The sequence below is a fragment of the Thermodesulfovibrio sp. 3462-1 genome (assembly GCF_040451425.1).
Taxonomy (GTDB): Bacteria; Nitrospirota; Thermodesulfovibrionia; order Thermodesulfovibrionales; family Thermodesulfovibrionaceae; genus Thermodesulfovibrio; species Thermodesulfovibrio obliviosus.
Map to the genome: position 1 here is coordinate 1,245,838 of NZ_CP144374.1, position 26,869 is coordinate 1,272,706.

32 protein-coding genes and 6 tRNA genes are annotated in these 26,869 nt (G+C 34.3%); 15 read left to right on the plus strand and 23 right to left on the minus strand.

Annotated features, from left to right (window positions below):
• Nucleotides 1-173 precede the first annotated feature (173 nt).
• The 3 genes from V4D31_RS06275 (at nt 174) to hflX (ending at nt 3,996) form a co-directional block, all read left to right on the plus strand.
• On the plus strand, nt 174-401 hold the full coding sequence (locus V4D31_RS06275; RefSeq protein ID WP_353685603.1) for a FeoA domain-containing protein: 228 nt from the start codon (nt 174-176) through the stop codon (nt 399-401).
• Nucleotides 401-2,314, plus strand: a complete 1,914-nt coding sequence (gene feoB, locus V4D31_RS06280; protein WP_353685604.1) for a ferrous iron transport protein B — start codon at nt 401-403, stop codon at nt 2,312-2,314. Before V4D31_RS06275 ends, feoB begins: the two co-directional genes overlap by 1 nt.
• 350 nt (nt 2,315-2,664) lie before the next feature.
• Nucleotides 2,665-3,996: a GTPase HflX gene (gene hflX / locus V4D31_RS06285; protein ID WP_353685605.1), complete on the plus strand. Its 1,332-nt coding sequence runs from the start codon at nt 2,665-2,667 to the stop codon at nt 3,994-3,996.
• Here the strand turns inward: hflX and amrA are convergent.
• Complete coding sequence (gene amrA, locus V4D31_RS06290) at nt 3,974-4,483, minus strand: AmmeMemoRadiSam system protein A (RefSeq protein ID WP_353685606.1); 510 nt, start codon at nt 4,481-4,483, stop codon at nt 3,974-3,976. The genes hflX and amrA overlap by 23 nt on opposite strands.
• A gap of 113 nt (nt 4,484-4,596) precedes the next feature.
• Between amrA and V4D31_RS06295 the strand changes: the two genes are divergently transcribed.
• The 3 genes from V4D31_RS06295 to V4D31_RS06305 all read left to right on the plus strand — a co-directional run bounded on the left by V4D31_RS06295 (nt 4,597) and on the right by V4D31_RS06305 (nt 5,703).
• Nucleotides 4,597-4,667: transfer RNA gene (locus tag V4D31_RS06295), tRNA-Gln, on the plus strand.
• A gap of 11 nt (nt 4,668-4,678) precedes the next feature.
• A tRNA-Glu gene (locus tag V4D31_RS06300) sits at nt 4,679-4,753 on the plus strand.
• A 23-nt stretch (nt 4,754-4,776) separates the two neighbouring features.
• Nucleotides 4,777-5,703 (plus strand): L,D-transpeptidase family protein, encoded by a 927-nt coding sequence (locus V4D31_RS06305; protein WP_353685607.1) that lies wholly within the window; start codon nt 4,777-4,779, stop codon nt 5,701-5,703.
• Nucleotides 5,704-5,715: 12 nt separating this feature from the next.
• Here the strand turns inward: V4D31_RS06305 and V4D31_RS06310 are convergent, their stop codons facing one another.
• Together V4D31_RS06310 and ribD are read right to left on the minus strand one after the other, a co-directional pair.
• Complete coding sequence (locus V4D31_RS06310; RefSeq protein WP_353685608.1) at nt 5,716-6,024, minus strand: Lpp/OprI family alanine-zipper lipoprotein; 309 nt, start codon at nt 6,022-6,024, stop codon at nt 5,716-5,718.
• Nucleotides 6,025-6,090: 66 nt separating this feature from the next.
• Nucleotides 6,091-7,182 carry a bifunctional diaminohydroxyphosphoribosylaminopyrimidine deaminase/5-amino-6-(5-phosphoribosylamino)uracil reductase RibD gene (ribD, locus tag V4D31_RS06315; RefSeq protein WP_353685609.1) on the minus strand — a complete coding sequence of 364 codons (1,092 nt, stop codon included), beginning with the start codon at nt 7,180-7,182 and terminating at the stop codon, nt 6,091-6,093.
• Nucleotides 7,183-7,270: 88 nt separating this feature from the next.
• Between ribD and scpB the strand changes: the two genes are divergently transcribed.
• Entirely contained in the window at nt 7,271-7,810 is a 540-nt protein-coding gene (gene scpB / locus V4D31_RS06320; RefSeq protein ID WP_353685610.1) for an SMC-Scp complex subunit ScpB, read from the plus strand.
• 11 nt (nt 7,811-7,821) lie between these two features.
• Nucleotides 7,822-8,763: a LysM peptidoglycan-binding domain-containing protein gene (locus V4D31_RS06325; RefSeq protein ID WP_353685611.1), complete on the plus strand. Its 942-nt coding sequence runs from the start codon at nt 7,822-7,824 to the stop codon at nt 8,761-8,763.
• Here the strand turns inward: V4D31_RS06325 and V4D31_RS06330 are convergent.
• The 6 genes from V4D31_RS06330 to V4D31_RS06355 are packed head-to-tail and all read right to left on the minus strand — an operon-like array spanning nt 8,760 to nt 14,259.
• Nucleotides 8,760-10,691 (minus strand): molybdopterin biosynthesis protein, encoded by a 1,932-nt coding sequence (locus V4D31_RS06330; RefSeq protein WP_353685612.1) that lies wholly within the window; start codon nt 10,689-10,691, stop codon nt 8,760-8,762. The two genes, V4D31_RS06325 and V4D31_RS06330, sit on opposite strands and share 4 nt — an antisense overlap.
• A complete protein-coding gene (fdhE, locus tag V4D31_RS06335; protein WP_353685613.1) occupies nt 10,691-11,428 on the minus strand; it encodes a formate dehydrogenase accessory protein FdhE in 738 nt (245 codons plus the stop codon). The genes V4D31_RS06330 and fdhE overlap by 1 nt, the downstream gene beginning before the upstream one ends.
• Nucleotides 11,429-11,441: 13 nt before the next feature.
• The gene (locus V4D31_RS06340; protein ID WP_353685614.1) at nt 11,442-12,569 is read right to left on the minus strand and encodes a cytochrome c peroxidase; all 1,128 of its coding nucleotides are present in this window, start codon (nt 12,567-12,569) and stop codon (nt 11,442-11,444) included.
• Nucleotides 12,514-12,918, minus strand: coding sequence for a thioredoxin domain-containing protein (locus V4D31_RS06345; RefSeq protein ID WP_353685615.1), 405 nt, complete (start codon nt 12,916-12,918; stop codon nt 12,514-12,516). Before V4D31_RS06345 ends, V4D31_RS06340 begins: the two co-directional genes overlap by 56 nt.
• A 36-nt stretch (nt 12,919-12,954) precedes the next feature.
• Entirely contained in the window at nt 12,955-13,116 is a 162-nt protein-coding gene (locus V4D31_RS06350) for a hypothetical protein (protein WP_353685616.1), read from the minus strand.
• Nucleotides 13,117-13,152: 36 nt separating this feature from the next.
• Nucleotides 13,153-14,259: a GNAT family N-acetyltransferase gene (locus V4D31_RS06355; protein ID WP_353685617.1), complete on the minus strand. Its 1,107-nt coding sequence runs from the start codon at nt 14,257-14,259 to the stop codon at nt 13,153-13,155.
• A gap of 252 nt (nt 14,260-14,511) precedes the next feature.
• Here V4D31_RS06355 and V4D31_RS06360 point away from each other — a divergent pair, with 252 nt between their 5' ends.
• Nucleotides 14,512-15,294, plus strand: a complete 783-nt coding sequence (locus V4D31_RS06360) for an inositol monophosphatase family protein (RefSeq protein ID WP_353685618.1) — start codon at nt 14,512-14,514, stop codon at nt 15,292-15,294.
• 18 nt (nt 15,295-15,312) lie between these two features.
• The gene (locus V4D31_RS06365; protein ID WP_353685619.1) at nt 15,313-16,188 is read left to right on the plus strand and encodes a cation diffusion facilitator family transporter; all 876 of its coding nucleotides are present in this window, start codon (nt 15,313-15,315) and stop codon (nt 16,186-16,188) included.
• Here the strand turns inward: V4D31_RS06365 and V4D31_RS06370 are convergent.
• A complete protein-coding gene (locus tag V4D31_RS06370) occupies nt 16,133-16,654 on the minus strand; it encodes a hypothetical protein (protein WP_353685620.1) in 522 nt (173 codons plus the stop codon). The genes V4D31_RS06365 and V4D31_RS06370 overlap by 56 nt on opposite strands.
• Before the next feature lie 47 nt (nt 16,655-16,701).
• Between V4D31_RS06370 and V4D31_RS06375 the strand changes: the two genes are divergently transcribed.
• On the plus strand, nt 16,702-17,550 hold the full coding sequence (locus V4D31_RS06375) for a tetratricopeptide repeat protein (protein WP_353685621.1): 849 nt from the start codon (nt 16,702-16,704) through the stop codon (nt 17,548-17,550).
• 1 nt (nt 17,551) lies between these two features.
• Here the strand turns inward: V4D31_RS06375 and V4D31_RS06380 are convergent, their stop codons facing one another.
• The 7 genes from V4D31_RS06380 to V4D31_RS06410 all read right to left on the minus strand — a co-directional run bounded on the left by V4D31_RS06380 (nt 17,552) and on the right by V4D31_RS06410 (nt 22,338).
• Nucleotides 17,552-19,102, minus strand: a complete 1,551-nt coding sequence (locus V4D31_RS06380) for an AAA family ATPase (RefSeq protein ID WP_353685622.1) — start codon at nt 19,100-19,102, stop codon at nt 17,552-17,554.
• The gene (locus V4D31_RS06385; protein ID WP_353685623.1) at nt 19,099-19,617 is read right to left on the minus strand and encodes a L,D-transpeptidase family protein; all 519 of its coding nucleotides are present in this window, start codon (nt 19,615-19,617) and stop codon (nt 19,099-19,101) included. The genes V4D31_RS06380 and V4D31_RS06385 overlap by 4 nt, the downstream gene beginning before the upstream one ends.
• A complete protein-coding gene (gene mtnP / locus V4D31_RS06390) occupies nt 19,568-20,347 on the minus strand; it encodes an S-methyl-5'-thioadenosine phosphorylase (RefSeq protein ID WP_353685624.1) in 780 nt (259 codons plus the stop codon). Before mtnP ends, V4D31_RS06385 begins: the two co-directional genes overlap by 50 nt.
• A gap of 29 nt (nt 20,348-20,376) precedes the next feature.
• Nucleotides 20,377-20,450, minus strand: a tRNA-Arg gene (locus V4D31_RS06395).
• A gap of 20 nt (nt 20,451-20,470) precedes the next feature.
• Complete coding sequence (gene queF, locus V4D31_RS06400; RefSeq protein ID WP_353685625.1) at nt 20,471-20,839, minus strand: preQ(1) synthase; 369 nt, start codon at nt 20,837-20,839, stop codon at nt 20,471-20,473.
• Nucleotides 20,826-21,818, minus strand: a complete 993-nt coding sequence (gene hemH, locus V4D31_RS06405) for a ferrochelatase (RefSeq protein WP_353685626.1) — start codon at nt 21,816-21,818, stop codon at nt 20,826-20,828. Before hemH ends, queF begins: the two co-directional genes overlap by 14 nt.
• Nucleotides 21,769-22,338 (minus strand): flavin prenyltransferase UbiX, encoded by a 570-nt coding sequence (locus V4D31_RS06410; protein WP_353685627.1) that lies wholly within the window; start codon nt 22,336-22,338, stop codon nt 21,769-21,771. Before V4D31_RS06410 ends, hemH begins: the two co-directional genes overlap by 50 nt.
• A 187-nt stretch (nt 22,339-22,525) precedes the next feature.
• Here V4D31_RS06410 and yedF point away from each other — a divergent pair, with 187 nt between their 5' ends.
• Together yedF and V4D31_RS06420 are read left to right on the plus strand one after the other, a co-directional pair.
• Nucleotides 22,526-23,110, plus strand: coding sequence for a sulfurtransferase-like selenium metabolism protein YedF (gene yedF, locus V4D31_RS06415; protein ID WP_353685628.1), 585 nt, complete (start codon nt 22,526-22,528; stop codon nt 23,108-23,110).
• 42 nt (nt 23,111-23,152) lie between these two features.
• On the plus strand, nt 23,153-23,764 hold the full coding sequence (locus V4D31_RS06420) for a tetratricopeptide repeat protein (protein ID WP_353685629.1): 612 nt from the start codon (nt 23,153-23,155) through the stop codon (nt 23,762-23,764).
• Here the strand turns inward: V4D31_RS06420 and V4D31_RS06425 are convergent.
• Nucleotides 23,740-25,044 carry a UDP-glucose/GDP-mannose dehydrogenase family protein gene (locus tag V4D31_RS06425; RefSeq protein ID WP_353685630.1) on the minus strand — a complete coding sequence of 435 codons (1,305 nt, stop codon included), beginning with the start codon at nt 25,042-25,044 and terminating at the stop codon, nt 23,740-23,742. The genes V4D31_RS06420 and V4D31_RS06425 overlap by 25 nt on opposite strands.
• Before the next feature lie 126 nt (nt 25,045-25,170).
• On the opposite strand from V4D31_RS06425, the gene V4D31_RS06430 reads away from it, so the two are divergent.
• Entirely contained in the window at nt 25,171-25,278 is a 108-nt protein-coding gene (locus tag V4D31_RS06430; RefSeq protein WP_059175495.1) for an RCKP-type rubredoxin-like domain-containing protein, read from the plus strand.
• 14 nt (nt 25,279-25,292) lie between these two features.
• Nucleotides 25,293-25,478: a rubredoxin gene (locus tag V4D31_RS06435; RefSeq protein ID WP_353685631.1), complete on the plus strand. Its 186-nt coding sequence runs from the start codon at nt 25,293-25,295 to the stop codon at nt 25,476-25,478.
• A 31-nt stretch (nt 25,479-25,509) separates the two neighbouring features.
• Here the strand turns inward: V4D31_RS06435 and V4D31_RS06440 are convergent.
• From V4D31_RS06440 to rsmD, 5 genes are all read right to left on the minus strand, one after another.
• Nucleotides 25,510-25,584 (minus strand) — tRNA-Glu (locus V4D31_RS06440).
• Nucleotides 25,585-25,591: 7 nt separating this feature from the next.
• Nucleotides 25,592-25,664 (minus strand) — tRNA-Lys (locus V4D31_RS06445).
• Between the two features lie 59 nt (nt 25,665-25,723).
• A tRNA-Phe gene (locus V4D31_RS06450) sits at nt 25,724-25,796 on the minus strand.
• 75 nt (nt 25,797-25,871) lie between these two features.
• Entirely contained in the window at nt 25,872-26,363 is a 492-nt protein-coding gene (gene coaD, locus V4D31_RS06455) for a pantetheine-phosphate adenylyltransferase (protein ID WP_353685632.1), read from the minus strand.
• A complete protein-coding gene (gene rsmD, locus V4D31_RS06460) occupies nt 26,360-26,869 on the minus strand; it encodes a 16S rRNA (guanine(966)-N(2))-methyltransferase RsmD (protein ID WP_353685633.1) in 510 nt (169 codons plus the stop codon). The genes coaD and rsmD overlap by 4 nt, the downstream gene beginning before the upstream one ends.

Genomic DNA, 26,869 nt, shown 5'->3' on the forward strand with positions numbered 1-26,869 from the left:
TCCCTTGTGGGTGCGAAAAGGAATCTGTAACGAATGGTATTTCAAGTAGATTTTAAATGAGGCAATTCGGGGGCTTGACAAAATTAGAATTTATGTTCAATAATTAGAATTATCTAATAAAATTGGAAAAATATATGTACCATTTATAGAAGGTTTAAATAAGGAGGCTTGCAATGAAGACATTGCTTGATATAGAGAATGGCAAAAAAGCCAAAATTGTAAAAATTTTAGGAGGAAAAGGTATTCGCCAACACCTTCAATGCCTTGGAATACATATTGGTGATATTGTGACATTGAAAAAAAGCTCTTTTCTGGGCGGTCCTGTGCTTCTGGAAGTAAATGGGGTTGATGTAGCACTGGGTAGAGGAGTTGCTTCAAAGATAGAAGTGGAGGAATTGTAATGAAAATCGCCTTTGTAGGACAGCCCAATGCAGGTAAAAGCACAATCTTTAATGGACTTGCAGGATATAAAACCATAACTGCCAACTTTCCAGGACAAACAGTTCATTATACAGTAAGCAAAGTAAAGGTTGGAGACGAAACCTTTGAAATAGTCGACTTACCGGGAATTTATTCTCTCACAGCCATTGATATGGCTGAACTGGAGTCAAGAAAATATATTTTGTCCGGACAGGCAGATGTTGTTGTAAATGTAATTGATGCCTCCAGTCTCTCAAGAAGCCTTGAACTTACACTTCAAGTTGCAGAGCTTCAGGTTCCAATGGTTATCTGTTTAAACATGGTAGACGAAGCTCGCAGAAAAGGCATTGAAATCAACAGTGAGAAACTCTCTCAAATTTTTGGAGTTCCTGTTATTGAAACTGTTGCAAATAAAGGAATCGGGCTTGATAAAATCTTTCCATCCGTAAAACAGACTTACTATAAAAAACTTATTCCTAAAATACAGTATTTCCACAAAGATATAGAAGAAAAAATTGAAGAAATTGAAAAAATTATCCCATCAGAGTTTCTGCAAAATATTCCAAGAAGATATATTGCTGTAAAATTACTGGAAGGTGATAAAGAACTTTTTGATGAAATTAAAAAATTTCCTGAAATTCTGGAAAAAATTGAGAATATAAGAGAAGAAATTAAGGCAAGCCATGGAAGACACGCTGATACTGTTATATCCTCTGAAAGACATGCTCTTACAATGAATATCTTTGAAGATGTAGCAAAAGTGGGAGAGCCTTTAAAATCTTTCAGAGAGCGAATTGATGATTTGCTCACAAACAAATATCTTGGATATCCTTTATTGTTTTTAATTCTTTTTGGAATTTTCTTCATGGTTTTTGAAGTGGGAAAAATCATTGAAGAGCCTATCACAGATGCTTTTGATTCCTTGATTCAGAAATTGCCAGGGCTTATTGAAGAAAACACTTTATTATACTTTATTGTCAAAGGATTGCTTGAAGGCTTCTCTGGAGGAGTTGGCGTTGCCATTCCTTATTTAATACCATTTTTTATTGGATTAACTGTTCTGGAAGACATAGGTTACCTGCCAAGAATGGCTTTTTTGATGGATACAGTAATGCATAGAATTGGATTGCATGGAAAAAGTATTCTTCCATTTGTAATTTCCTATGGATGCAATGTTCCTGGAGTTATGGCGACAAGAATCCTCGAGTCTCCAAGAGACCGCTTTATTACAGCAACTCTCTCTGTTTTAATTCCGTGTGCAGCTCGAACAGCAATAATATTCGGATTAGTCGGAGCGTATATCGGAGGATTGGCTACTGCAGCACTTTATCTTTTTAATATTCTTGTAATTATGATTTTAGGTGCTGTGTTAACAAAATTTATTCCTGAAATTACTCCTGGCTTAATAATGGAAATTCCACCTTTAAGAATTCCTACATTAAAAAATGTTTTTATGAAAACATGGCTAAGACTCAAGGATTTTATGCTTGTTGCCTGGCCACTGCTAATCATAAGCAGTATTACTCTCAGTCTTCTGGAATATTTAAAGATAGATTTAATTTTAAACAAAATGGTTGCTCCTGTAGTGAGCTTGCTTCTTGGACTGCCTGAACAAACAGGAATTACGCTTCTTTTTGGAATTCTCAGGAAAGAACTTTCAATGATAATGCTTTTTCAGGCAATGCATACAACTGAGCTTAACACTGTGATGACAGATCTTCAATTAATTGTTTATACCATATTTACCCTCTTTTACATACCCTGCGTTGGAACAATTGGAGTACTGATAAAAGAACTTGGATTTAAGAGAATGATTTTCATCTCAGGCTTAACTACACTTATAGCATTAATACTGGCTGTGATTTCAAGAATAATACTGTCAGTGGTCATTTGATAAAAATCTAAAAATTTGCTATCTTTAAATTAAGGAGGCAGCTAAAAATAGCTAAAGTTTACGGCAATACAACAGGATTAAAAAAAAGCATTATTTATGCAATAGAAAAGCTTTACAGAAAAAAACAGCCTGTAGAAGTCTTTATAACTCCTGAATTAGCAAAATCTTTATGTGCTCTGTCCTTTGAAATTAACAGACAAATTGGAGTCTTAATTGACAGGGCAGGAAATATAACCCATGTTATAATTGGCACTGCTCATTCCATTTTAATCCCTTCACTTGAAGATTTTAATATAGGGAAAAAACCTTTAAGAGGCTTAAGATACATCCATACTCACTTAAATAAAGAAATGCCTGACAGAGAAGATATTACAGATCTGAGACTTTTAAGATTTGATGCTCTGGCTGTTTTAACCCTTGAAAAAGGACTCCCGGAGCTCATTCATATTGTTCATCTCTTACCTTATGGGAAAGAAAATCAAATTGAAGTTATTTCATCAAATTTTTACTCTCTAAGGCTTAATTTTAAAGAATTTATCAATAATCTTGAGGCAGAAATGAATAGAGCAAGAGCTATTGATGTAAACGATCCACGAGAAAAGGCTATTCTTATCAGTGTGTCCACAGCGCCAAAATACATTCTTGAAGAACACATGGAGGAATTAGAAGAACTCGCAAAGTCAGCTGATGTGCTCGTAATAGATAAAATCATTCAGAGGGTAAAACAGATAAATCCAAAATATCTTCTTGGAGAAGGTAAACTCAGAGAATTGATTATCAATGCAATGGATATGGGAGCAACTCTTCTTGTGTTTGATCAGAATTTAACGCCCTCTCAGATAAGAGCAATAACTGATATGACAGAGTTAAAAGTAATAGACCGTAGCCAGCTTATACTTGATATTTTTGCAAAGAGAGCTCAAACAAGAGATGGAAAAGTTCAGGTGGAGCTTGCTCAGTTAAGATATATGCTTCCAAGACTCACAGGTAAAGGAACTGCCATGTCAAGGCTTGCTGGTGGAATTGGAGGAAGAGGTCCTGGAGAGACAAAACTGGAGATTGATAGGCGGAGAATAAAGGAACGGATTCATCATCTTGAAAATGAACTTGAAAAACTCACACTGGCAAGACTGGAAAGAAAAAAACGCAGAAAGGAACTTTCTATTCCCATTGTTTCAATTATAGGTTATACAAATGCTGGCAAGTCTACACTTCTTAATGCGCTTACAAAAAGTAATGTTTTTGTAGAAGATAAAATGTTCGCAACCCTTGATACATCTTCAAGAAGATTGAAATTTCCCGAAGAAAAGGAGCTTATAATTACTGATACAGTTGGTTTTATAAGAGACCTGCCAGAGGACCTTGTTGCAGCATTTAAGGCTACACTGGAAGAACTGGAAGACGCTTCTTTACTTATTCATCTTATTGATATTTCAAATCCACAGTTTGAAAATCACATTGATTCTGTAAATAAAATCCTTAAAGAGTTGGAACTTGATACAAAACCTGTAATTCTTGTCTTTAACAAAATTGACAAAATTCCGTTTTTTGAGGTTAAGCAGATCTGTAGCAGATACAATGCAATAGGAATCTCGGCAAAAGACAGAAACACACTTATTCCATTAATAGATGAAATAAAAAACAGGCTTTGGCAAGAAGTTACCTGTAACGCTCCACTTTAAATTTGTAAATCTCCACATCAGGGTCATATGGATCAATACCTGCCTTCAATTTGGCAATTCTTAGCTGATCATCAACAGTATTTACACCTTCTATATCTGGAAGAAGTAGACCCTTCTGCCATCCTTTTACTACAATAACTCCGTATTTTTTGGGATCAAGTTCATCAAGACTTTTTACAGGTTCTGGAGGACTTAATATATCCACCGAATATTCCAGATCTTCAAGCTCCTGAGGCTGAACAGGAGAAAAACGAGGGTCTTCAGTTGCTGCAGCTATAGCATTCCTCACTATTTCTGTGTATATATTTTCAGTGGCAGGCAAAAATGTGCCGATGCATCCACGAAGTTGACCTTTTTTCTTTATTGAAACAAATACTCCTGCTTTTCTTTTCATCTCAGCAGGAATATTTTTAGGAATTGGAGGTATTTTCCCGGTTGTCACATACTCTTCTACAGTTTTCTTAGCCAGTTCTACATAGGGATGCATAATTAAGTATATACCAACTTATGGATACAAATTCAATGATTTAACCATCAATATAGATTAAGGCTTTAATAGTTTGACAATTTAAATGGTTTTATGATATATCAATAAAAGATTGGGGAGTCGTCTAACGGCAGGACGGCAGACTCTGGATCTGCTTGTAGGGGTTCGAATCCTCTCTCCCCAGTATTTTTTAAAGGTCCCATCGTCTAGCCAGGTCGAGGACGTAGCCCTCTCAAGGCTAAAGCACGGGTTCGAATCCCGTTGGGACCGTTTTGCTTAAAAAATAACTACATATGAAAAAGTTGTTTTATTTAACAATTGTATTTTTTACTGTCAATTCTATCATGTGTTTTGCAGAGACCTTTTCTGTCTCGCAGGATACAACAATTATTGGAAAACTGCAAACTCATATAATAAAAAATAAAGAATCTCTCATTGAAATCGCAAGACATTACGATTTAGGCTATAACGAAATAGTAGATGCTAATCCTCTGATGGATCCTTTTGTTCCAGGAGATGGAAATAAAGCAATAATTCCTACTTTTTGGATCCTGCCTGACAGACCAGCGAATTTTCAGGGAATAATTATAAATCTCTCTGAAATGAGACTTTATTATTTTCATAAAAAATCTAAAGAACAATTAGTGACAACATTTCCAATTGGCATAGGGGATGATGGAGTGGAAACTCCAGTAGGTAAATTCAAGATATCTCATAAAATTGTTAATCCTCCGTGGTATGTTCCTGAGTCAATCAGAAAAGAAAGGCCTGAGCTTCCAGCAGTGGTGCCTCCTGGACCTGAAAATCCTCTTGGAACACATGCAATGAGACTTTCAGGATTGAGTTATCTTATTCATGGAACAAACAGGCCATGGGCTGTTGGAAGAAAAGTTACCCATGGCTGCATAAGGCTGTATCCTGAAGATATTCCAAAACTTTTTGAAATAGTTCCTGTAGGAACTGAAGTTTTAATCGTAAGACAACCTGTAAAAGTTGGAAAAATTGGACAGGATGTCTATATTGAGGTGCACAGGGACGATCAGCTAAAAGATTTTGATTATCTTAAAGATGCAATGGAACAACTTGCTAAAAAAGGACTTTTAAAATATGTTGATACATTCAGACTTTACAATGCTGTTAAACAAAAAAGCGGAATTCCAACTTCCATAAGCATAAAAAATAAAGAGCCACAGATCCTGCCACAGGATCCATGGCTCTGAAAAAATTCTAAATTATTTCTTCTGCTGAAGCTCAAATGCCTTTCCTGCTTTCTGTGAAGCAGCCTCTGCTCTCTTTGCTGCATCTTCTGCTCTCTGTGCTGCAGCCTCTGCTCTCTTTGCTGCATCGTCAGCCTTAGTGCAGCAGTCATCAATCTTTTTGTCAAGAGTATTAATCTTTGATTCAAGATTGTTTACCTTTGATTCAAGCTTACCTATTCTGTCAACAAGTGGATCAATCTCCTGCTTCACATAATCCTTTGTTGCGCAACCAAAAGCAAAAATGAACATTGCTGCTACCATAACGGTTAAAAGTTTTTTCATTCTGTCTCACCTCCTTTCCTAACAAAATCTTAATTAATACAACTTTAGCTCAAATTTAAAAATTTTTCAAGCCTTTTTTAAATATCCTTCTATAAGAATGTCAGATGATATTCTTTTTATTTTTAAATTCTCAATTTTAAAGGCTTCGTTAAGATCTTTATAAATTTTTCCACCAATACTTGGATAAGAATCTGCACCTCCTATTATCTTTGGTGCAATAAAAATCATGAATTTATCAACAATTCCACTCCATAAGGCATAGCTATTAAGTGATGAGCCTCCTTCAATCATCAAAGAAGTAATCTCTCTTTTGCCAAGCTCTTTCATAAGCCATTTTAAATCAACTTTTTCAGAAGAAAAAAAGAGAATTTCTATGCCTCTGCTTTGTAAGATTTTTACTTTATCATCAGTTAATTTACTTTCATGCACTATAGCTATTGTATCTGGTGGAGGAGTGTAGACATGGTAATTTAAAGGGATTACCAATTCAGGGTCTATAATAACTCTTAATGGATTTTTGCCTCCTTTTATTCTTGATGTAAACATTGGATTGTCTTTCAGCACAGTTCCACAGGCAGAAAGTAAAGCATCAACTCTTGAACGCATAAGATGTACAAGTTTTCTTGATTTTTCTGAAGTAATCCACTTAGATTCACCTGTAGGAGTTGCAATCTTACCATCAAGTGTCATTGCTATTTTTAGAATTACAAAAGGTGTTTTAGTGGTTATGTATTTTATATAAAACTCGTTTAATTTTTTAGCTTCTTCCTCACAAATTCCTTCAATTACTTCAATTCCGTGAGACTTTAATATCTCTATACCTTTTCCTGATACCTTTGGATTCGGATCTCGCATGGCAATTACAACTTTTTTTATACCTGAACTTATAATCGCATCTGTACAAGGAGGTGTTTTTTTGTCTCTGTGACAGCATGGTTCAAGTGTTACATAGAGGGTTGCACCATGTAAAGACTCTTTTGCACTCATTATAGCTTCAGCTTCTGCATGGGGTAAGCCTGCTTTTTTATGATATCCCTCTGATATAATCTTCCCATCTTTTACAATCACAGCACCAACCATTGGATTTGGAGAAGTTCTCCAGTTTCCCTTTTTTGCAAGAAAGAGTGCTCTTTTCATAAAGAATTTATCATCCAACATATTTCATTGTAACATATGAATAATTTTTTTCTGTGCTTGCCCTGATGGCATTGATTTTTTAAAAATGATTCTGTATAATATGAAAGTCATGAATTTGTTCACCCAGAGAGAACAGATAAAGGGAGTTTTAGAGTCCTTGCTGTTCGTCGCAGAAAAACCTCTCTCAATAAAATTTCTCCATACCATGTTAAACATTCCTGAAACTTATCTTAAAGAAGTAATCAATGAACTTGCTGAAGAATATAGAGCCAGAAATTCAGGAATTATGATTATCAAAATGGAAGATTCCTATCAGATGCTTACAAATCCCCAGTATGCCGAATGGATAAAAATATTTAAACAGCATACAAACAATAAACTCTCCGAACAGGCACTTGAAACACTCGCTATCATAGCTTATAAACAACCAATTACCAAAGCTGAAATAGAAAAAATAAGGGGTGTAAACTCTGATTATGCAATAAAAACTCTGATTGAAAAAAAACTTATAAAAATTGTAGGTAAAAAGGAAGTGCCTGGCAGACCTTTTCTTTATGGAACTACGAAGGAATTCTTGAAAACTTTCGGTATTTCAAGTTTAAATGAATTGCCAGCAGTTTTTGATTTTAATAATGCTAACGCTGCATAAGGAGGTGATTTATGAGTAAAATATTTGTCTTTTTAATAATAATTCTTTTTCCCTGCCTTGTATTTGCCCAGACTTACACAGTAAAAAAAGGTGACAGTATTTATAAAATTGCAGAGAAATTTAATGTTTCCGTTAATGAAATAAAAAAGGCAAATAATCTAAAAAGCAATAAACTGCAAATAGGAATGAAACTGCAAATTCCTGAAAAAAATGAAAAAAAATCTAATTCAAAATCAATAAATGAAAACAAACCACAGTATCACACTGTGAAAAAGGGTGAAACACTGTATAGAATTGCAAAAAAATACAATATATCAGTAGATGAACTTAAAAGACTCAATAGCTTAAGCAGCAACAAACTTAAGACAGGACAGAATCTTTTAGTAAAGGCTCAAAATGATACAACACAAAACCTATCAATAAGAGAGAATGAAAAAGTTCCAACCATTCATTCAGCTAAATTAGATATAGAAGAAAAGAAAGAAGAATTAGAAGAGATAAAAGCATCGGAAAATATCTCTCAGTTGAGCATAACAGAAAGATTGCTTCTTTTTGCCAAAAAGATGCTTCATCTACCATACAGATTTGGTGGAAATAGTTTTAGCGGATTTGACTGCTCCTTTTTTGTTAAAAAAGTTTATTCAATGGTTGGAATTGAACTGCCAAGAAGCGCAAGAGAGCAGTTTACTATGGGAGTTCCTGTAAAAAAAGATGAACTCCAACCAGGAGACCTTGTATTTTTCAGAACCTATGCAAAATTTCCCTCTCATGTTGGAATTTATCTGGGAGACAACTTGTTCATCCATGCATCAACGAGATCAAAAAAGGTAACAATTGACAGTTTAGAAGCTCCCTATTATCTGAGCAGATTTATTGGTGCAAAAAGAATTCTTGGAATTGATAAGGAATCCCTTGAAAAAGCTATCGAGGAAGTTAAAAAGCAGGAAAATTAATTAGAATACATTATCTTACCCATATCACGAGTATCATATCCACCAAGGAAGTTCACTGCTTTTTTAAACTCTTCGTCTTCTTTTATGACTTTTAAAACTGCCTGAATTATTGGCAATTCAAGAAAATCCTGAGGAATCAAAACATCGTATCTTTCTTCAGTAATAGGAATAAAATCAAGTCCAAGAGCTTCGGCAGCGGAAAGAATGCCCAGTCCCACATCAGCTCTTCCAGTAAGCACTGCTGAAGCAACTGCCATGTGGGTGTATTCATCTCTGTCATAACCTTTTATAGCATCAGGAGATATCCCAAGTTCCTTTAAATGTTTATCAAGAAGAAGTCTTGTGCCTGAACCTGCCTGTCTGTTTATAAAAACTACATCGTCACGAGTAAGATCTTCAAATCCTTTAATGTTTTTTGGATTACCTTTTTTAACGATAAAACCCTGAATTCTATAAACAAGATTAATAAGAACAACTTTTTTCTCTGGCAAAAGTCTTTTTATAAAAGGCACATTATACTCCCCGGTTGCTTCATCAAGAAGATGAGTCCCAGCAATATGTGCTTCACCTTTTTTAATTGCAATAAGACCTCCCATTGAACCAACATGTGCAGATGAAAGAGTTACTTGGGGAAATCTTTTTCTTAAAAAATTATACAAAACATCAAGAGTATTATCATGACTGCCAATGCAGACTACAGTATTGTCAATCTCCTCTTTGCTACGCCATAAATAAACGGGTATCTCAGACCCCTGAGAAAATCCTTCTGAACCTCTGGGAACAACAATATATCCATCAGCTCTAACAACACTCATTAAAAGTCCTGCACCTCTTCCCATTGGAGTTACAATGTATTTATCTCCTACCCTACCCACCTTCACTCTTACAAATTCATCAACCCCTATGCTTGATGATATCTGTCTTGAAAGTATTGCCTTAAGTACTTCTTCTTTTTTTGTTGATACACCAAGATAAAGCTCTATAAGAGGTTTAACAAAAATGTCAAAGCATAAGAAGGCTGATACAGGATAACCCGGTATTCCTAAAACTGCTTTCTCTCTAATAAATCCTGCAATAAAGGGTTTACCAGGTTTTATGGCAACACCATTTATGATAACTTCACCAAGTTCATTGATTACTTTATAAGTAAAATCTTCCTTTCCATATCCAGAACCAGCATTCAACAAAACAATGTCACACTCGTTTAAAGCATGCAAAATTGCATTTTTTATTTTATCTTCCTCATCTGGAACTACTGAATAAATTTTAGCTTCAGCTCCCACCTCAGTTACGAGACTGCTAAGAACGGCTGAATTATACTCTATAAGCTCAGGAGGATTTGGCATTCTCTCTTTAATTGTTTCAGCGTCAATTAGTTCTGAACCTGTTGGAATTATCCCAATAACAGGCTTTCTGCGAACTTTTATCTCTGTTATTCCGCTTGCAAGCATTGCTCCAATGTCAGCAGCACGCACAACATGACTTTCAGGAATAATTAACTCTGTTGCCACAATATCTTCTCCAATAGGTCTTACATCATTGTAAGGAGGCACAGATGCATAAATCTCTATATATCCATTCTTTATATTGACATCTTCCACTGGTATTACTGCATCAAAATCCTCTGGAAGTGGGTCTCCTGTTTCAATCCAGTGAGCATCAACACCAATTTTGAGCCTTACTGGCTCTCTCTCAGTTGCAGTGAAAGTATCACGAGCTCTAACAGCATATCCATCCATTGCAGCAGAATGAAAATAGGGTGAGGAAAATTTCGCAAAAACAGGCTCTGCTGTGACTCTTCCTAAGGCGGATTTAACCGAAATTACTTCTGCATCAATGGGAATTGAAACCCTTTCTTTAAAAAAATTTAAAAGCCTCTGTCTTGCCTCATCCAAAGATATAAGTTCATGAAAAACCTTCTTACCCATTATGCAATTGTTCTTAAACCTATAATATTTGGAGATCTTCTTATGTAGCCACGCTTCTGAACCACAATATCAAGAGGCAAACTAACCAGGTCAATTAAAAATGGATCTCTGTATTTCATATAATGATCTTCTTTAAAGCTTTTTATGTAAGTATTACATTCAAGACAGAGTTCAGCTCTTATTTCTTCATCATCAAGAAGGATTTCTATTCTGGTTGAATCTTTATTAAAACAATAGGGACATCCAATCCTGAAAAAGCTTCCTCTATGCCCACAAAGTGGACAGATCATTATTTTTTCATTATTCTCTGTAATCATTGCAAGAGATGAATCTGTTCCACAGACTGGGCATTTTCCTGTATCCATAAAAGATGCCTGCTCGCCTTCTTTTCTTAAAAAGACAAAAAAGGGCTTGCTTAATATAAAAAGCATTCTTTCAGCTTCTTCCTTTGAAATCTCCTCGCCTTGAACCTGAAGTGTCCACAAACTATGAGGCTCCTTAACAGGATTTTTACCGCTTTTTAAAATCTCATCCTTTAAGAACAAAACTGATTCATAGGGGATCTGAAAAACTAATGAGAAATTTTTAAGAACAATATCAATCAATGCAGTATCGCTGTCAAGATTTAGCATTTCTTTGTCTTTTTTGCACTGTTCTGTTAAATTTTTAATTTTTCCATAAAATTCAAGGGGGCTTCGTAAATATGGTTTTTCGTTTATTACTTCTTCAATTTTCATATCTCCTCCAGGTTTATGGAATTTCTGGTGGTTTTATATTCAAATCATCACCAGATAGAGCTTCCACAAGAAAGGTTTTCAGTGCTTTCTTTTCATCATCAGTTAAATTAAGAGGTTTCAACACCTTATTCCCCTTTCCTCCGCCTTTATTAAAGAAATCAATTACCTCGTCAAGGCTCTTAAATATACCATTATGCATATAAGGTGCAGTTTTTGCAACTTCTCTTAAGGTAGGAGTTTTAAAAGCTTTGTAATCCTTTTTTTTCTTCGTTTTAAAGTATCTTCCAAGGTCCTCTTTTACATTCATGTAGTCTGGATATCTATTAATTTTAGCCACATAGCGCCTTGTAGTTATAAACTTTGGCTCATTAACATATTTTGGATTTTCTGGAACCTCCAAAGCATGAAATTCCTGATCACTGAGATAAGCTCCATAATGGCATTCTATACATTTTCCTTTTCCTGTAAAGATTTTAAGTCCCTTTTTAGCTTCTGCAGTTAATGCATTTTCATCTCCCCTTAAATAACGGTCAATTGGTGCATTTCTCGATATTAGCGTTCTTTCAAAGGCTGCAATTGCTTTTGCAATAAGTTTTATATTTACATCATTACCAAAAATTCTCTTAAAGGCTTCTCTGTATTCAGGAACAATTCTTATTTCTTCCTCTAAAAAATCAAGATTCTGGTTCATTTCAAAAGGTGACATAATTGGAAACTCTGCCTGTTCTTCAAGAGTCTTTGCTCTTCCATCCCAGAAAAGATATTTTGCATAGGCTACATTCATTAAAGTAGGAGCATTTCTGAAGTTTCTTGTTGTTGGATAACTGAGAGATATTTCAGAACCATCTGTAAATGCTTTTTCAGGATCATGGCAATTGGCACAGCTTGTAGTTGCATCTCCTGAAAGTCTTCGGTCAAAGAAAAGCTTTTTACCAAGTTCAATTTTCTCTGAAGTCATTGGATTGTCCTTTGGAACAGGTGGAGGAGGAAGGGGTTCAAGTTGTTTTTTCTTTTTGTCAGAGGCAAAGCCTTCAATATGGAAATAGATAAAAAAAACAAAAATAGCGCAGAGAAAGTAAATGATGCTATTTTTTAGTAGCACTTTTAAGTTCTTGTAAAATAATTTCCTTGAAATAATCATAGTCTCTTACTCCAAGAATTTTTAATCCATTGATATAAAAAGCAGGAGTTACATAAAGTTCCATCTCCTTGGCAAGTTTCAAATCTCTTTCAATAATTGAAGCACCTTCTTGATTGTCTATTGCCTTTATAAATTTTTCAATATCAAGATTGAGTTCTTTTGCATATGCTATTAAAGATTCCCTGTCAAGCTTTGGAGATCTTTTTATTAATAATTCATGCATTTCAGCAAATTTTCCCTGCTTCCATGCTTCAACTGCGGCCTCTGCTGCAACTCTTGAATAATCTCTGTAGCGATATGGGAAAAACTTAATCACAAGTTTTACCTTTCCTGTAAACTCTTTAACCAATCCTTCGATGGTCGGACCGACCTCAACACAATGCGGTCATTGATAGTCAATAAATTCAACAATGGTAACGGGTGCATTCTCATATCCAATATAAGGTGATTCTTCCAGAGGCAAACTGTATCTTTTTTCAGCTGCAAAAGAACTGGATAAAATAGATAAAACTAACAAAATCAACAAAAGCTGTTTAATAATTTTCATATTTTTTCTCCTAGTGTTTAATTATAACACATTTAATCATACAATATCAGTCTCGTAAATTCGCAAAGTTTTATACCTACGGGCATTAATTATCTGGGTCAGATTAATTGTATCAAAGTTATCTTCAAGAATCCACGAAAATTCAACTTTTTTAAAGCCATATTTTCTGGCACCCTTGAAAGCTTCCCTGAGCATTATTGATTCCACTCCTTTGTGTCTCATCTCTTTTTTTACTCCAAAAAGAAGAAGCCTTATTGATTGAATTTTCCTTCTGTAATACAGAGCCTTAATTATTGCCCATGGCGTAAGTCTTCCTTTTATTTTTCTTAATACTTCATTAAAATCAGGAATGGCACCAAAAAAACCAACAGGCTTACCTTCTTTTTCAGCAACAATAACCAATTCTGGCAAAGCTATTGGCTTTAGCTTTTCAGCCATGTAATCAATTTCTTCCTTTGTTATAGGAATAAATCCCCAATTTGAAGCCCATGCTTCATTATAAACTTCCATGAATGCATAAAGCTCTTCAGTTAAATTTTTTAATTTCACTGTTCTTGCCATGATTCCCTGTTTTTCAGCAAACTGTGCGATTCTTTCAATATTTGAAGGAAGCATCTCAGGAACATCAGCTAAAAAACAGTAAAGATCCTTTGCCTTTTTCATTCCATAGGATTCAGCAAGACTGTTGTAATATGGTGGATTATAGGGAATCATTATCATCGAAGGACAATCAAATCCTTCATAAAGAAATCCGCATTCTTCATTTGTTGAAAGATTCATTGGACCACGCATTATGGAAAGATTATTTTCTTTAAGAAACTCCTTTGCTTTATTAAATAAGGCATTTGCAACAGCCTGGTCATTTATGCACTCAAAAAGACCAAAAAAGCCTACATTGTCCTTATGATATTCAAGATGAGCATAATTAACTATGGCAGCGATTCTTCCTGCAGGTTTTCCATCCTTGTAAGCAATATAAAATTTAGCCTTTGCTCTTTTAAAAAAAGGATTTTTCGCAGTAAGATGCTCTATCTGATCTTTAATTAATGGAGAAGCGTAAAAGGAATCCTCTTTATAAAGTTTCAATGGCAGGGTTACGAATTCTCTGAGCTGTTTCTTATTTATAATTTCTTTTATTTCCAAAGCCCTTCATCCAGAAAAACTTTTTAAGCTCCAATCCTGCACAGGATATAATTAAAGTGTAAATTTCATTACCTTTTATTGTCAATATAAACATTTGAAACTGATGAAAGAGGTTGTTTCTTACAAATGCTTTTGAACTTTGTGTTAAAAAGGGAATCCCTGAGTTCAGAGGCTGAGACAAGTAAGGTATAAGAGCTGCTTATCTGAAATCTCTTTTTCTTTATTCGGTATTTTAGGCTATAATAAAAGCTTATGGAGATAGAGTTTTTAAGAGACATCGGACAAAGACTGTTTAAAGAAATCTCTCTATTTAAGCCTCAGTTCAATACAACTGCCTTGGGAAGAGGTGCCTCGGGAGATACCACATTTCCCATTGATAAATTGGCTGAAGACAGAATAATTGAGGCATTTGAAAAAGCAGGCGCCAAAATTAATATAATTTCCGAGGAAAGAGGCTCAAAACTAATACAGGAAAATTATCCAAGCCTTATAATTGACCCAATTGATGGTAGTAAAAACGCTGTATCAGGCATTCCATTTTTTTCTACATCAATTGCAATAGCTGAGGGAGAAACTTTAAAAAGTCTTAAATTAGGTTACATAATAAACCTCGTAAATGGTGATGAATTCTGGGCTAAAAGAGATGAGGGCGCTTTTTTCAATGGACAGAGGATTAAAACCAGAGACAATACAATGCCTGTAATAATTGCCTTTGAAGCATCAACTCCACATAATGCTGTAAAGCAAATTCTTCCTGTACTGAAAATCGCAAACAGAGTAAGATGTTTTGGAAGCACTGCCTTGGATCTTGCATATCTTTCCCGAGGAGCTTTGAGCATATTCATTGTTCCAACACCATCAAGAATATTTGATTTTTCAGCAGGTGTGTTAATCGCAAAAGAATCCTCTGCAATCGTCACAGACATTGAAGGTAATTCAATTGAAAATCTGAAAATTGCCTTTAATACGAAAACAACCCTGTTAGTTTCTGCCAATGAAACACTTCATAAAAAAGCTCTGGATTTAATAAAATAAACAGTGAAGCACTCATCTATGAAAAAATTGTCTTTCGCTGTCGGAATAACTTTTTTTATTTTCATTGTTGAGATTATCGGTGGACTAATAAGTAATAGTCTTGCTCTGTTCAGTGATGCTGGACATGTTTTTACAGATGCTTTTGCATTGATTTTAAGCCTTATTGCCTCAATTATTACTAAAAAACCATCTGGCAGAAAAGCTACCTATGGATATCATAAAATTGGAATACTTGCCGCATTTATAAATGGAGTAAGTCTTATTGTAATTGCCGGTTTGATATTTTTTGAAGGTTATCAAAGACTGCTTAATCCTCCAAAAATTGACTCTGATATAATGCTTCCTGTAGCAGTATTTGGTTTTCTGGGAAATCTTCTTATGGCGTGGATTCTTGGGCACAGGCACGAAGATTTAAATATTAAAAGTGCGTGGTTACATGTAATTGGAGATACTATATCATCAGCAGGTGTCATTATAGGAGGCTTAATTATAAAATACACAGACTGGCTAATAATTGATCCAATAATAAGCTGGTTTATAGGCTTTATTATAATTACTGGAGGAGTAAGAGTTATTAAAGATTCCCTCTGGATTTTTCTTGATTTTGTTCCAAAGGGATTTGATGTGGAGGAAATAACAGAGAAAATTAAAAAAATTAAAGGAATTATTGATATTCATGATATTCATATCTGGTCAATTGGTTACGGTGTTCCAGCCTTTTCAGCTCATGTGGTAGTTGATAATCAGCTTTTAAGTGAAGCTGATAAAATAAGAAAAAAGATTGAAAAGGAACTGGTGAGCATAGGCATTAAACACAGTGTCATTCAAGTAGAATGTATTAAGTGCGAAAATAGTTCAATTTATTGTAATTTTGAAAATCATAAACACCACTGAATTTTTTAAGCATTTGTTCAACCTGAAACTGAAGGTTTAAATGAAGCCCTTCCAGTTGCCTGAGTTTTTTTAGTTTTTCCAGTGGAATCTGTTCTTTGATTTTATCACAGATGAAATTTATACAAAAGGCATCTCTTGCAAAGAGGACACATCCTGATTCATTAAGAAAAAGACACATGTCAGGAAATTCAGGTTCCTCGGGAATTTTTACTCCATACAGGAGATTTATTAAAAGAAGCTCGTCAGAGTACTTAAATTCTATATTCTTTCCGCAACAGGCTTTACCTTCCTTCCCACATTGAGCACATATTAAACTCATTCCACAGACAGTTCGTTCTCTGTTTTCCTGAATGATAAATTCTTTTAGCTGATTAAGTAGCGGTTGTATTCTGGATAACTGTCCTTTTGTCTCAAGTTCTTTTATCCTGTTTTTTAAATCTTCTATTTTTTCAGTTATAAGATGCATAAATAATTTTAACCTGTGAGCATCTTCAATTATGATAAAATATTTAAATGCAGAGTTTAATTATAATTATTTTATTGCTTCTTCCATCTCTTATTTTTGCCAGTGAATCAGCCTATGTTTTTGTTATTGACGAAAACTATAATCCAGTGCAAGGTTATAAACTCCTTGAAACTCAGAGAGATGATATTTATATCAGTAAGATAGAACCTATAAAAAAATGGATTACTACTTTGCGTTCGCAATTAATTGTTGTACAGGATGGTTATATTTATCCTGTAAGAGATTCCATTATTGTGGATAAAAAAAAGGGAATTGCATTGCTACTGATTGATTTTTCACAGAGAAAACCTCTTTATTTTAATCCAGAAGAATTTTTAATTGACAGAGACATAAATGTGCTCATTGCAAATAAAAAGGTAACCTATTTAAAAGTTAAAACCCTATTTCCTTCAGAAATAAAGAAAGAAGCCAAAAAAGGAAAAATTTCTGATTATACTGCTTTAGCTGAACAATACGAAAAAACAGGGCAGTGGAACATGGCTTTATCAGTTTATGAAGACATACTCAAACAAAAGCAAGAGAGCAACATTATAAATAAAATTGGTGTTCTTTATTACCGTCTTGGCAATTTTAAGAAAGCAAGGGAATACTTTCAGATGCTTTCAAAGGATGAAAAGACTATTGCGAGGCTTGTTGGAATCTGTATTATTGAGAAAGATTTTGAAGAAGCTTTAAAACTTATCAATAACTCAGGCTTAAATTCTGCTTATATGCATTATCTTAAAGGTATTATTTATTATTTAATCGGCAATAAAGATAGAGCTTACATAGAAGTCTTCATGCTCATTCCTCTGAACAATGAACTTGCTCAAAACCTCAGAGATCTTCTGAGATAGGCTAATCTACAGGCTTTAAATCAAGAATTTTTTCCACATTGAAGTTTCTTTCCTCATTTCTGAGCATACAGAATGCTTTTAAACCAAGAAATGTCTTATCACCGTACTGCATTGGTCCTATGTAAATAGGCTTTAGCAGTCTTTTTGACTTTATATCTGTAGATTTAAGATAAACAATCTCTAATTTTTTCCCATTCTTTATGGCATTCTCTATTATTGAGATTTTTTCCTGAATGGGAAGATTTTTTTCTGCATGTTTATACTGAAATTGAGTGAGAAATCTCACAATTCTCCTGTCAAGAAGAACATGTTTCTGGCATACAGGTCTTTTTAATATCAGTCCGTCCAGAGAGCGACATCTTGAAAGTGCCACATAAAGCTGTCCATGAGAAAAAGTTCCTCTTCCTATGTCAAGTATTAATTTATCAAAAGTTAAACCCTGACTTTTATGAATTGTTATAGCCCATGCAAGCTTCAGCGGATATTGAGTAAACTGTCCAACAGTGTGAGTTAAAATTTTTTTCCTTTCTTTATCATAGTAAAATTCATACATCTCCCAGGTAAAAGGAGTAACCTCAACAGTTTCTCCATTTTGAAGTTCAACAACTATTATATCTGGTTCAATTTTTCTTGACTTTATCTCAACTATTTTTCCTATATCTCCATTTATCCATCTTCCTTTTAAATTATTATTAAGAAGCATTACCTGAGAGTCAACTTTAAGTATAAGTTCCTGTGATGTGGGAAGGTCCTGTTCTTTGAATTCTCCATCAACAAAGCCATAATACTTGAATTCTTTATTTTTTATCTTTGAAAGCTTCTCCGAATTTATCTTTTCTGCCATTTTATTTGTTGTCGTAAGATAAACATAAAAATCGTTCTCATCTGGCTCGAAATCAGGATTAAACCTTTTATTCAGTCTTTCAATGATTTCATCGTTAACAGTGTTGTTTCTTATTGAATTGAGAATTTCAAGGAATTGAATGTCAGACTGTCTATAAACCTTTTCAAGCTCAATGAATTCAAATTCAGATTCATTAAAAACACCGGAGCTAAAAAAATAGGGAGTTTTATAAAATTCTCTGAAAATGGTCTTTTCTTTTGATGTTACAACAGGAGGTAGCTGATATAAATCACCGATGAAAATCATCTGAATTCCGCCAAAGGGCTTCTTTTTCTTTGGACCATGGATTCTTAAAAAAGCATCAATGCAATCAAGAATATCAGCCCTTACCATTGATATTTCATCAATAACAATACAGTCAAGTTTTTTATAAAGATCTGGATGCCTTGGCTTTATCTCCTTTATTTTATGAATGGTGATGTCAGGTTTGAAATTAAAAAAAGAATAAATTGTCTGTCCTTTAACATTTACTGCTGCTACTCCTGTTGAGGCAAGAACTGCAACTTCTTTTTTTGTATTTTCTCTGAAATAATTTAAAAATGTTGATTTTCCTGTCCCTGCCCTTCCTGTTATAAATAGGTTTTTATCTGTGTTTTCCGCTAAGTTTAAAGCTTTAAGAAATTCATCATTTAACTCAATCTCATTCATGGCAGTATCTCTATTGTAGTCCCATCAGGAACCATCCTCCATATTTCATCCATTTCTTCATTTGTAACAGCAATACAGCCTTCAGTCCAATCATCAATTATGTGATATTTGCCAAGATATTCCACTTTTTTGGAAAGCCCATGTATCATTATTCCACCACCAGGGTTCACCTTCAGTCTTGCTGCCTGTTCAATATCTTTTTCATTGGGATACGATATCTTGAGTGCCTTATAAAAACTACTATTGGGATTTCTTCCCACTATGTAATATCTTCCTTCAGGAGTTTTTCCATCTCCCTGAGATGTTTTTCTTCCCGAAGGATTTTTTCCAAGAGCAACTCTATAGGCTTTGAGTATCTTACCCTCCTTCATGAGAAACATCACTCTTTTTGATTTGATAACAATAACTAAATCAGCTGTTTCATATGCAAAGGCATTGTTAAAAGAAAAAATGAAAATTAAAACGCTAAAAAGAAGCATTCTTAAGAGCATCTTTGCAAGAACAGTTCCTTTCATGGGGTAGTTTTTTGATAGTTTCTCTTATAAGTAAACCCAACGTATCAAGTGAATTTTTCATTGTTTCAACAACTTCTTTAACTGTGAGAGGCAGTTTTGATATTCCAGCAGCATAATTACCAACAACAGCAACTGCAGCATAGCAAATTTCTAATTCTCTTGCCAGCACAGCCTCTGGCATAATTGTCATACCAATAATATCAGCACCCATATTTTTAAAAAATCTTATTTCAGCAGCTGTTTCAAGTCTTGGACCAGTTACACATATGTATGTCCCATGGGGAATTACATCAATTCTAAATCTTTTTGCTGTTTCTAATAAATGCTCTCTCATTTCACTGCAGAACGGTTCTGTAAAATCTATATGAACGACCTTTCCTTCTTCATAGAAAGTATTAGGTCTCATTCCTTGAGTTAAATCTATTATTTGATGAGGAATCACAATACTACCTGGTGGTATGTTTTCGTTTAATGAACCTGTGGCAAAAACTCCGAATATCCTTTCTATGCCGCAGAGTTTAAATCCATAAATATTGGCTCTGTAATTAACTTTATGGGGTGGTATGCTGTGCCTTTCACCGTGACGCCTGAGAAATAGGACTTTTATGGTTTCAATTTCTTCTATTTCATAGGGAGAAGAAGGTTCACCATAGGGAGTTTTTATGGTGATTACTTCTTTTTTTACCTCTGATTCACTGAGTCCGCTACCACCAATTATTCCTATTTTCACCTGTTTTATGCTCTGCATTTATTTATAAATGCGCCCAGGAGGATTTGAACCCCCGACCTACGGATTCGTAGTCCGCCGCTCTATCCTACTGAGCTATGGGCGCTAAAAATATTATAACATAGTTTATTTACTCTCAGAGGAGACCTTTATTACTGTTTTTACATTTCCTCGTGGATTAAAATCACCTATTACCTCCAAGGCTCTTGGTTGAAGAAGGTTATATAGGTCTTCATAAATTTTATTTGTTACCGCTTCATGAGAGATGTATTTGTCTCTGTAGGAATTAAGATAAAGTTTTAAAGATTTAAGTTCAACAATTTTTTTATCAGGAATATAACTTATCCTTATTGTTGCAAAATCAGGATATCCAGATCTTGGGCATAAACAGGTAAATTCAGGAAAACTTATCTCAATTCTGTAATCCCTCTCTGGATATGGATTATCCCATGCTTCAAGTTTAGCTTCTTTTATAGCTTTTTCACCGTAAAGCATTTTCCATTTCTCCTTGTAAACATTCTAATACAAGATTTTTCAAAGCTTCAATGAATTTTGAAGAAGTATTCAATGAGTCAACCCGATAAAGTTGCAATCCTAAATCATTAGCCATTTTTTTATATACAAAATCAATCTCATAAAGAGTCTCAATATGATCAGAAACAAAACTTACAGGAACTATCAGAATTTTTCTTATTTCTGTTTTGGTTAGTTCTTTAATCACTTCTTCAGTTGAAGGCTTTACCCACTGAATAGGTCCTGTTGTACTCTGAAAGCATATTTTAAAATCTTTTAACCTCATTTTACTGGCAATGGCATTTACAGTTTTTTGCACTTCTGAAATATAAGGGTCTCCTTTTTTATGAAGGGAAAGAGGAATTCCATGGGCACTGAAAAGAACAAAACACTCACCACCATGCCTTTCAAATGCCTTTTCAATTTGTTCAATCCATGCCTCAATAAATAAAGGATAATCACACCAGGAACTTATTATCTTGAATTCAAAATTTCCCTTTGTAAGCTTCTTGAATCTCTCAACAGCTGAAGATGTAGTGGCACTGCAAAACTGCGGATAAAGTAAAACTGCCACAACTTTTTTTATGTTTGATTTTTTAAACTCCTCCACAGACTCTTCAATAAAAGGATGCCAGTATCGCATCCCAACGAGAACTTTAAATCCCTCTCCCAAGGCTTTCTGAAGAGCCTCTGCCTGTGCCTCTGTGATTTCTTTTAAAGGAGACTTTCCACCAATTTTTTTATAAGCTTTTTTTACTTTACCTGCTCTTACATTAGAAATAAGCCATGCAAGAGGTTTCTGCATAAATCCAAAGTTTGCTATGTAAGGATCAGTAAAAAGGTTATAAAGAAAAGGTTTAACTGCGGACAGGCTGTCAGGTCCGCCCATATTAAGTAACAACACTCCGATTTTATCCATTCCATCTCCTGTAAAGATTGTTTTCAATTCCCATGCTGTCAAGAAGTTTTCCCACTATAAAGTTCACCATATCATCAATTGTTTGAGGATTATGATAAAATGCAGGCATGGGTGGTACTATAATAACTCCAATTCTGGCAAGTTTCAGCATATTTTCAATATGAATGGCACTGAGGGGAGTTTCTCTTGGAGAAATTATAAGTCTTCTTCCCTCTTTAATTATTACATCAGCAGCTCTTGTTATTAAATTGTCAGCGTAACCAGTAGCAATTGCAGAGAGAGTTTTCATTGAACATGGAACAATAAACATCCCCCGGGTTTTATAAGAGCCACTTGCCACAGAAGCATCAATCTGATTTTCAGAATAAATTTTTATGTTTGGATCTCTAAACTTCTCTTTAAACTCATGTAAATTTTTAATTTCTGTCTCATGCTCCATTACCTTTATGGCAGAGCTGGATAAAATTACTAATACTTCAAAATTTTTAGAAATTTCCTCAAGAAGTCTTATTCCATAAATTATGCCTGAAGCTCCTGTTATTGCCAGTATTAATTTTTCCATTATTTTATCCTAACATATTGATAAACCTTCTTGAAAATAAATTAAAATAAAAGAGGCTGTTCAATAAAAATGATTAAATTATTATGTCATCCCGGGCGATGGCGAAGAATTATTTAGGCTTACAACTTCTTGATTTTTATGAAGTTGTAAATTTTTGAACAATCTCATAAAAACATTGGAGGAAAATATGGAAATTGATGCAAGAGGTTTAGGATGTCCAAAACCCATCATCCTTGCTGAAGAAGCATTGTCAAAGATAGAAGAAGGAATTGTAACAGTAATTGTTGACAATGAAGGTTCTATGGAGAATTTAAAAAAATATGCGACGAGATTTGGTTACTATTATGAAGTTGAGGAGAAGGAAAACTACTGGAAGGTAAAGATTGTTAAAGGTTATACCTGTCAGATTTCCCCAACAGTACAAAAGCAGACAAAAAAGGATTTACTGGTTATTATTTCATCAGATGTAATTGGTAAGGATGAAAAATTAGGAAGAATCCTTATGAAAGCTTATCTTGAAACAATGATAGCCACCCTACAACTTCCCCAGATGATTTTTTTAATGAATACAGCTGTTAAACTCTCTACCATAGATGAGGAGTTTATTCCACTTCTTAAAAAAATTGAAGAAATGGGAACAGAGGTATTCACTTGTGGAACATGCCTTAAGTATTACAATCTTGAAGATAGTTTAAGAGTGGGGTTCAGAGGCACAACAAATCATTTTGTTGAAGGAATGTTTGATTTTAATAAAACTGTATGGATCGGTTAATTTTTCTTGAAATAAAAATACAAAACAAAATAAAATTTAAATATGTCACAGGTAAAGAAAAATTTAAAATTTATAAAAAGAAAAAAACATGATATTGCAATTGCAAAATACACAAAAATAATAGAGAAAGAGCCAGATAATTATCAAGCTTATAAAGAAAGAGGGAATGCTTACTATAGAAAGAAACTTTATCACCTTGCAATAGCAGATTATACGAAGGCTATTGAGCTTAAACCAGATTATTTTCTTGCATACAATAATCGCGGAATAGTTTATTCAGTTTTAGGTCTATATGAGCTGGCAATTGCTGATTATAATAAAGCTATTGAATTAAAGCCAAACAATGGAATGCCTTACAACAATAGAGGATTCACTTATTTATTAATGGGCAAATTAGAAGAAGCTGAAAGAGATATTAGAAAATCAATTGAACTTAATCCTAACAATATATACGCATTAAACAGTATGGCAGAGCTTTTTGCCATGAAAGGAATGCCTGAAGAAGCCTGTAAATGGCTTATAAAAGCAATTGAGAAAGGTTATAACAATTGGAAATATCTTAAAACATCTAAAACATATGATCTTATAAGAAATCATCCGTGTTTTCAGTCTATTCTTGAAAAAATTTTTCATGGTCTTCCTACACTAAAATAACTAAATCCTGATTGTCTTACTTTCACTGGATCGTAAATGTTTCTGAAGTCAAAGAACAAACTTCCCTTCATAAGTTTTTTAATTCTTTCAAGATCAAGATTTCTGAATTGATTCCATTCAGTAACAACTACCACAGCATCAGCATCTTTTGCTACAGAGTAAGCATCTGAGCAGTAAATTATGTTTGGAAAAACTCTTTTGGTGTTTTCCATAGCCTGAGGGTCATAAACTTTAAGTGTTGCTTTTTTATTTAGCAGACTCTGAATAATATATAATGCAGGAGACTCTCTTATATCATCAGTATTGGGTTTAAATGATAAGCCAAGGATACCTATGATTTTTCCCTCAATTTTGTCGTTAAATGCTTTTATTATTTTTTGAGTTAATCTTTCCCTTTGATTTTGATTTGCCTCAATGGCAGCCTTAACAATGCGAAGCTCTACCCCTTTTTCTTCAGCAATTTTAACAAGTGCCATTGTATCCTTTGGCAAGCATGAACCACCAAACCCTATGCCTGCATGAAGAAATTTAGGGCCAATTCTTCCATCAAGCCCCATTGCCTTTGCTATTGTATTGACATTTGCACCCACTGCTTCGCAGAGTGCTGATATTTCATTAATAAATGAGATTTTTGTTGCAAGAAAACTGTTGGTAGCATACTTTATTAATTCAGCTGTAGCTATATCAGTGATTACAAAAGGAGTTTCTATCAAATACAAAGGTCTATAAAGGTCTTTCATTATGGCAACTGCCTGTTCACTTTCTGCACCGATTACAACTCTATTAGGACGCATGAAATCCTCAACAGCAGAGCCTTCTCTTAAGAATTCAGGATTTGAGACAATATCAAATTCAACGCTTTTTTCAAGATTTTTTTTGATAATTTCTTTTATCTTCAATCCTGTTCCAACAGGAACTGTGCTCTTCGTGACAATAACTTTGTAACTATTCATATTTTTTGCAATTTCTTTTGCAACTTCTTCAACATAATCAAGATTTGCAGAACCATCTCCCCTTGGAGGTGTTCCTACAGCGATAAATATTACAAGAGATTCATTAACTGCCTCATCAATGCGGGTAGTAAATTTTAACCTCTTTTCCTTTAAATTTCTTTTTACAATGTCCTCAAGCCCTGGTTCATAAAAGGGGATTATACCCTTTTTTAGTTTTTCAATTTTTTCCATGTCTTTATCAACGCATGTTACAAAAACTCCAAATTCAGCAAAGCATGCACCAGTTACAAGTCCTACATATCCTGTGCCGATTATAGCTATATGCATTAATTATCCTCCATAAAGATTGATAAATTATTATAACCCATTTTATTTATCAGTTTAAAACAGGTCTAATTGACTTTATAAATATTTTTATTTAAAATAAAGTAAAACTTACAAGGAGGTGAAAAAATGGCAATTTTTAAATGTAGCAATTGCGGGGCTACAAAAGAGGGAAAATGTAAACCTCAGAAATGTCCAAAATGTGGACAGAAAGGAACAATGCAAAAAGTATCATAAAAATGGAGGCTTAAATGATGGAAGAAAATAAGAAAAAACTAATATCTTACAGATGTTGTCACTGTGGATACATATATGAACCTTTAAAGGGATGTGAGAAAAATAAAGTAAAACCTGGAACATGTTTTGAAGAAGTACCACAAGATTACCGCTGCCCTGTATGCAAATCTAAAAAGTCAGGATTTGTTCCAGTAAAATAAAAAGCCGCAGATTTTCTCTGCGGCTTTTTAACGTCCCCAAGGGGATTTGAACCCCTGTTACCGCCTTGAAAGGGCGATGTCCTAGGCCTGGCTAGACGATGGGGACATATCAATGAGCCGCGTTGGATTCGAACCAACGACACCCGCCTTAAAAGGGCGGTGCTCTGCCTGCTGAGCTAGCGGCCCATGAATAACTTTAATAATTTAAACTTTTAAATAGATTTTTGTCAATCAACAGAATTAAATGGGCAGGGGCGGAATCGAACCGTCGACACGGGGCTTTTCAGGCCCCTGCTCTACCGACTGAGCTACCTGCCCATTTGAAACATCGTAGACTATTTAAAATAATACATTTTACCTTAAAAAGTCAAACAGAAACCCAGGGTTTGCTCATTAAACTCTGCCTTTAAATTTTTTCTTTAGTGCCTTTTCCACAATTGCAGGTACAAGATTTTTTACAGAGCCTCCAAAGTATACAATTTCTTTAACAATACTAGAGGAAAGAAAAGAGTATTCTTCAGAAGGCATTAAAAATACTGTTTCAGCCTCTTTAAAAAGTCTCCGATTTGCATGAGCAAGCTGAAGTTCAAACTCGTAATCTGATACTGCTCTTAAGCCTCTAACAATAGCTACCGCTTTTTTTTCTTTTAAAAAGTCAACGAGGAGACCATCAAAGGGTTCTACTTTCAAATTCTCAAGTTCCTTTGTAGTTTCTCTGATAAAATAGAGTCTTTCTTCAACAGTAAAAAGAGGATTTTTTTTATAACTTGACACAGCAACAGCAACTATAAGTTCATCAAAAATTTTAAGAGCCCGTTTTATTACATCAAGATGTCCATTTGTTACAGGATCAAATGTTCCTGGATAAACTCCTATTTTTTTCACTCTTGCCTCCTGTAAACTGTTAAAAGAGTATCTCCATATCTGTAACATTTATGTATTTTAAGAGTTTTAAGCTTTTCCCTTAATGATTCATTTTTGTAGTGCTGAAGTATCAACACCCCATTTTCTTTTACAATATTCTTTTTTTCAAGTATTTTAAACAGTCTTTCCAATTCTCCAGATTCATATGGAGGGTCTGCAAAAATTATATCATATTTTTGAGAACTATGGATAAGGAACTCTACTGCATCTGAGTTGTAAACTTTTGCTCTCTGAGAAAGTTTCTTTTTTTGAAGTGTATTTTTTATAAAAATGCATAAAACAGGGTCCTTTTCTACAAATATTACTTCACGGGCACCTCTTTTTAATGCCTCTATTCCAACAAAGCCTTTACCTGCATACAGGTCAATAAATGTTTTATCCTCTACATCCTGCAAAATATCAAAAATAGCCTTTCTCACTACAGAAGGAGTTGGTCTTACTGTATTTTGTGTTCTAAATTTATTCAT

What these genes read in the sequence shown, in the direction of transcription:
- rsmD (WP_353685633.1), bottom strand. Translation starts at nt 26,869, where the DNA reads ATGAATAAATTTAGAACACAAAATACAGTAAGACCAACTCCTTCTGTA.
- ribD (WP_353685609.1), bottom strand. Translation starts at nt 7,182, where the DNA reads ATGTTGGATGATAAATTCTTTATGAAAAGAGCACTCTTTCTTGCAAAA.
- yedF (WP_353685628.1), top strand. Translation starts at nt 22,526, where the DNA reads ATGGAAATTGATGCAAGAGGTTTAGGATGTCCAAAACCCATCATCCTT.
- feoB (WP_353685604.1), top strand. Translation starts at nt 401, where the DNA reads ATGAAAATCGCCTTTGTAGGACAGCCCAATGCAGGTAAAAGCACAATC.
- V4D31_RS06310 (WP_353685608.1), bottom strand. Translation starts at nt 6,024, where the DNA reads ATGAAAAAACTTTTAACCGTTATGGTAGCAGCAATGTTCATTTTTGCT.
- V4D31_RS06305 (WP_353685607.1), top strand. Translation starts at nt 4,777, where the DNA reads ATGAAAAAGTTGTTTTATTTAACAATTGTATTTTTTACTGTCAATTCT.
- V4D31_RS06330 (WP_353685612.1), bottom strand. Translation starts at nt 10,691, where the DNA reads ATGGGTAAGAAGGTTTTTCATGAACTTATATCTTTGGATGAGGCAAGA.
- V4D31_RS06425 (WP_353685630.1), bottom strand. Translation starts at nt 25,044, where the DNA reads ATGCATATAGCTATAATCGGCACAGGATATGTAGGACTTGTAACTGGT.
- queF (WP_353685625.1), bottom strand. Translation starts at nt 20,839, where the DNA reads ATGCTTTACGGTGAAAAAGCTATAAAAGAAGCTAAACTTGAAGCATGG.
- hflX (WP_353685605.1), top strand. Translation starts at nt 2,665, where the DNA reads ATGCCTGACAGAGAAGATATTACAGATCTGAGACTTTTAAGATTTGAT.
- V4D31_RS06435 (WP_353685631.1), top strand. Translation starts at nt 25,293, where the DNA reads ATGATGGAAGAAAATAAGAAAAAACTAATATCTTACAGATGTTGTCAC.
- V4D31_RS06380 (WP_353685622.1), bottom strand. Translation starts at nt 19,102, where the DNA reads ATGAATGAGATTGAGTTAAATGATGAATTTCTTAAAGCTTTAAACTTA.
- V4D31_RS06365 (WP_353685619.1), top strand. Translation starts at nt 15,313, where the DNA reads ATGAAAAAATTGTCTTTCGCTGTCGGAATAACTTTTTTTATTTTCATT.
- V4D31_RS06370 (WP_353685620.1), bottom strand. Translation starts at nt 16,654, where the DNA reads ATGCATCTTATAACTGAAAAAATAGAAGATTTAAAAAACAGGATAAAA.
- V4D31_RS06275 (WP_353685603.1), top strand. Translation starts at nt 174, where the DNA reads ATGAAGACATTGCTTGATATAGAGAATGGCAAAAAAGCCAAAATTGTA.
- V4D31_RS06350 (WP_353685616.1), bottom strand. Translation starts at nt 13,116, where the DNA reads ATGAAAATTATTAAACAGCTTTTGTTGATTTTGTTAGTTTTATCTATT.
- V4D31_RS06325 (WP_353685611.1), top strand. Translation starts at nt 7,822, where the DNA reads ATGAGTAAAATATTTGTCTTTTTAATAATAATTCTTTTTCCCTGCCTT.
- V4D31_RS06410 (WP_353685627.1), bottom strand. Translation starts at nt 22,338, where the DNA reads ATGGAAAAATTAATACTGGCAATAACAGGAGCTTCAGGCATAATTTAT.
- scpB (WP_353685610.1), top strand. Translation starts at nt 7,271, where the DNA reads ATGAATTTGTTCACCCAGAGAGAACAGATAAAGGGAGTTTTAGAGTCC.
- V4D31_RS06420 (WP_353685629.1), top strand. Translation starts at nt 23,153, where the DNA reads ATGTCACAGGTAAAGAAAAATTTAAAATTTATAAAAAGAAAAAAACAT.
- V4D31_RS06375 (WP_353685621.1), top strand. Translation starts at nt 16,702, where the DNA reads ATGCAGAGTTTAATTATAATTATTTTATTGCTTCTTCCATCTCTTATT.
- amrA (WP_353685606.1), bottom strand. Translation starts at nt 4,483, where the DNA reads ATGCATCCCTATGTAGAACTGGCTAAGAAAACTGTAGAAGAGTATGTG.
- V4D31_RS06340 (WP_353685614.1), bottom strand. Translation starts at nt 12,569, where the DNA reads ATGATTATTTCAAGGAAATTATTTTACAAGAACTTAAAAGTGCTACTA.
- V4D31_RS06360 (WP_353685618.1), top strand. Translation starts at nt 14,512, where the DNA reads ATGGAGATAGAGTTTTTAAGAGACATCGGACAAAGACTGTTTAAAGAA.
- V4D31_RS06385 (WP_353685623.1), bottom strand. Translation starts at nt 19,617, where the DNA reads ATGAAAGGAACTGTTCTTGCAAAGATGCTCTTAAGAATGCTTCTTTTT.
- fdhE (WP_353685613.1), bottom strand. Translation starts at nt 11,428, where the DNA reads ATGAAAATTGAAGAAGTAATAAACGAAAAACCATATTTACGAAGCCCC.
- V4D31_RS06430 (WP_059175495.1), top strand. Translation starts at nt 25,171, where the DNA reads ATGGCAATTTTTAAATGTAGCAATTGCGGGGCTACAAAAGAGGGAAAA.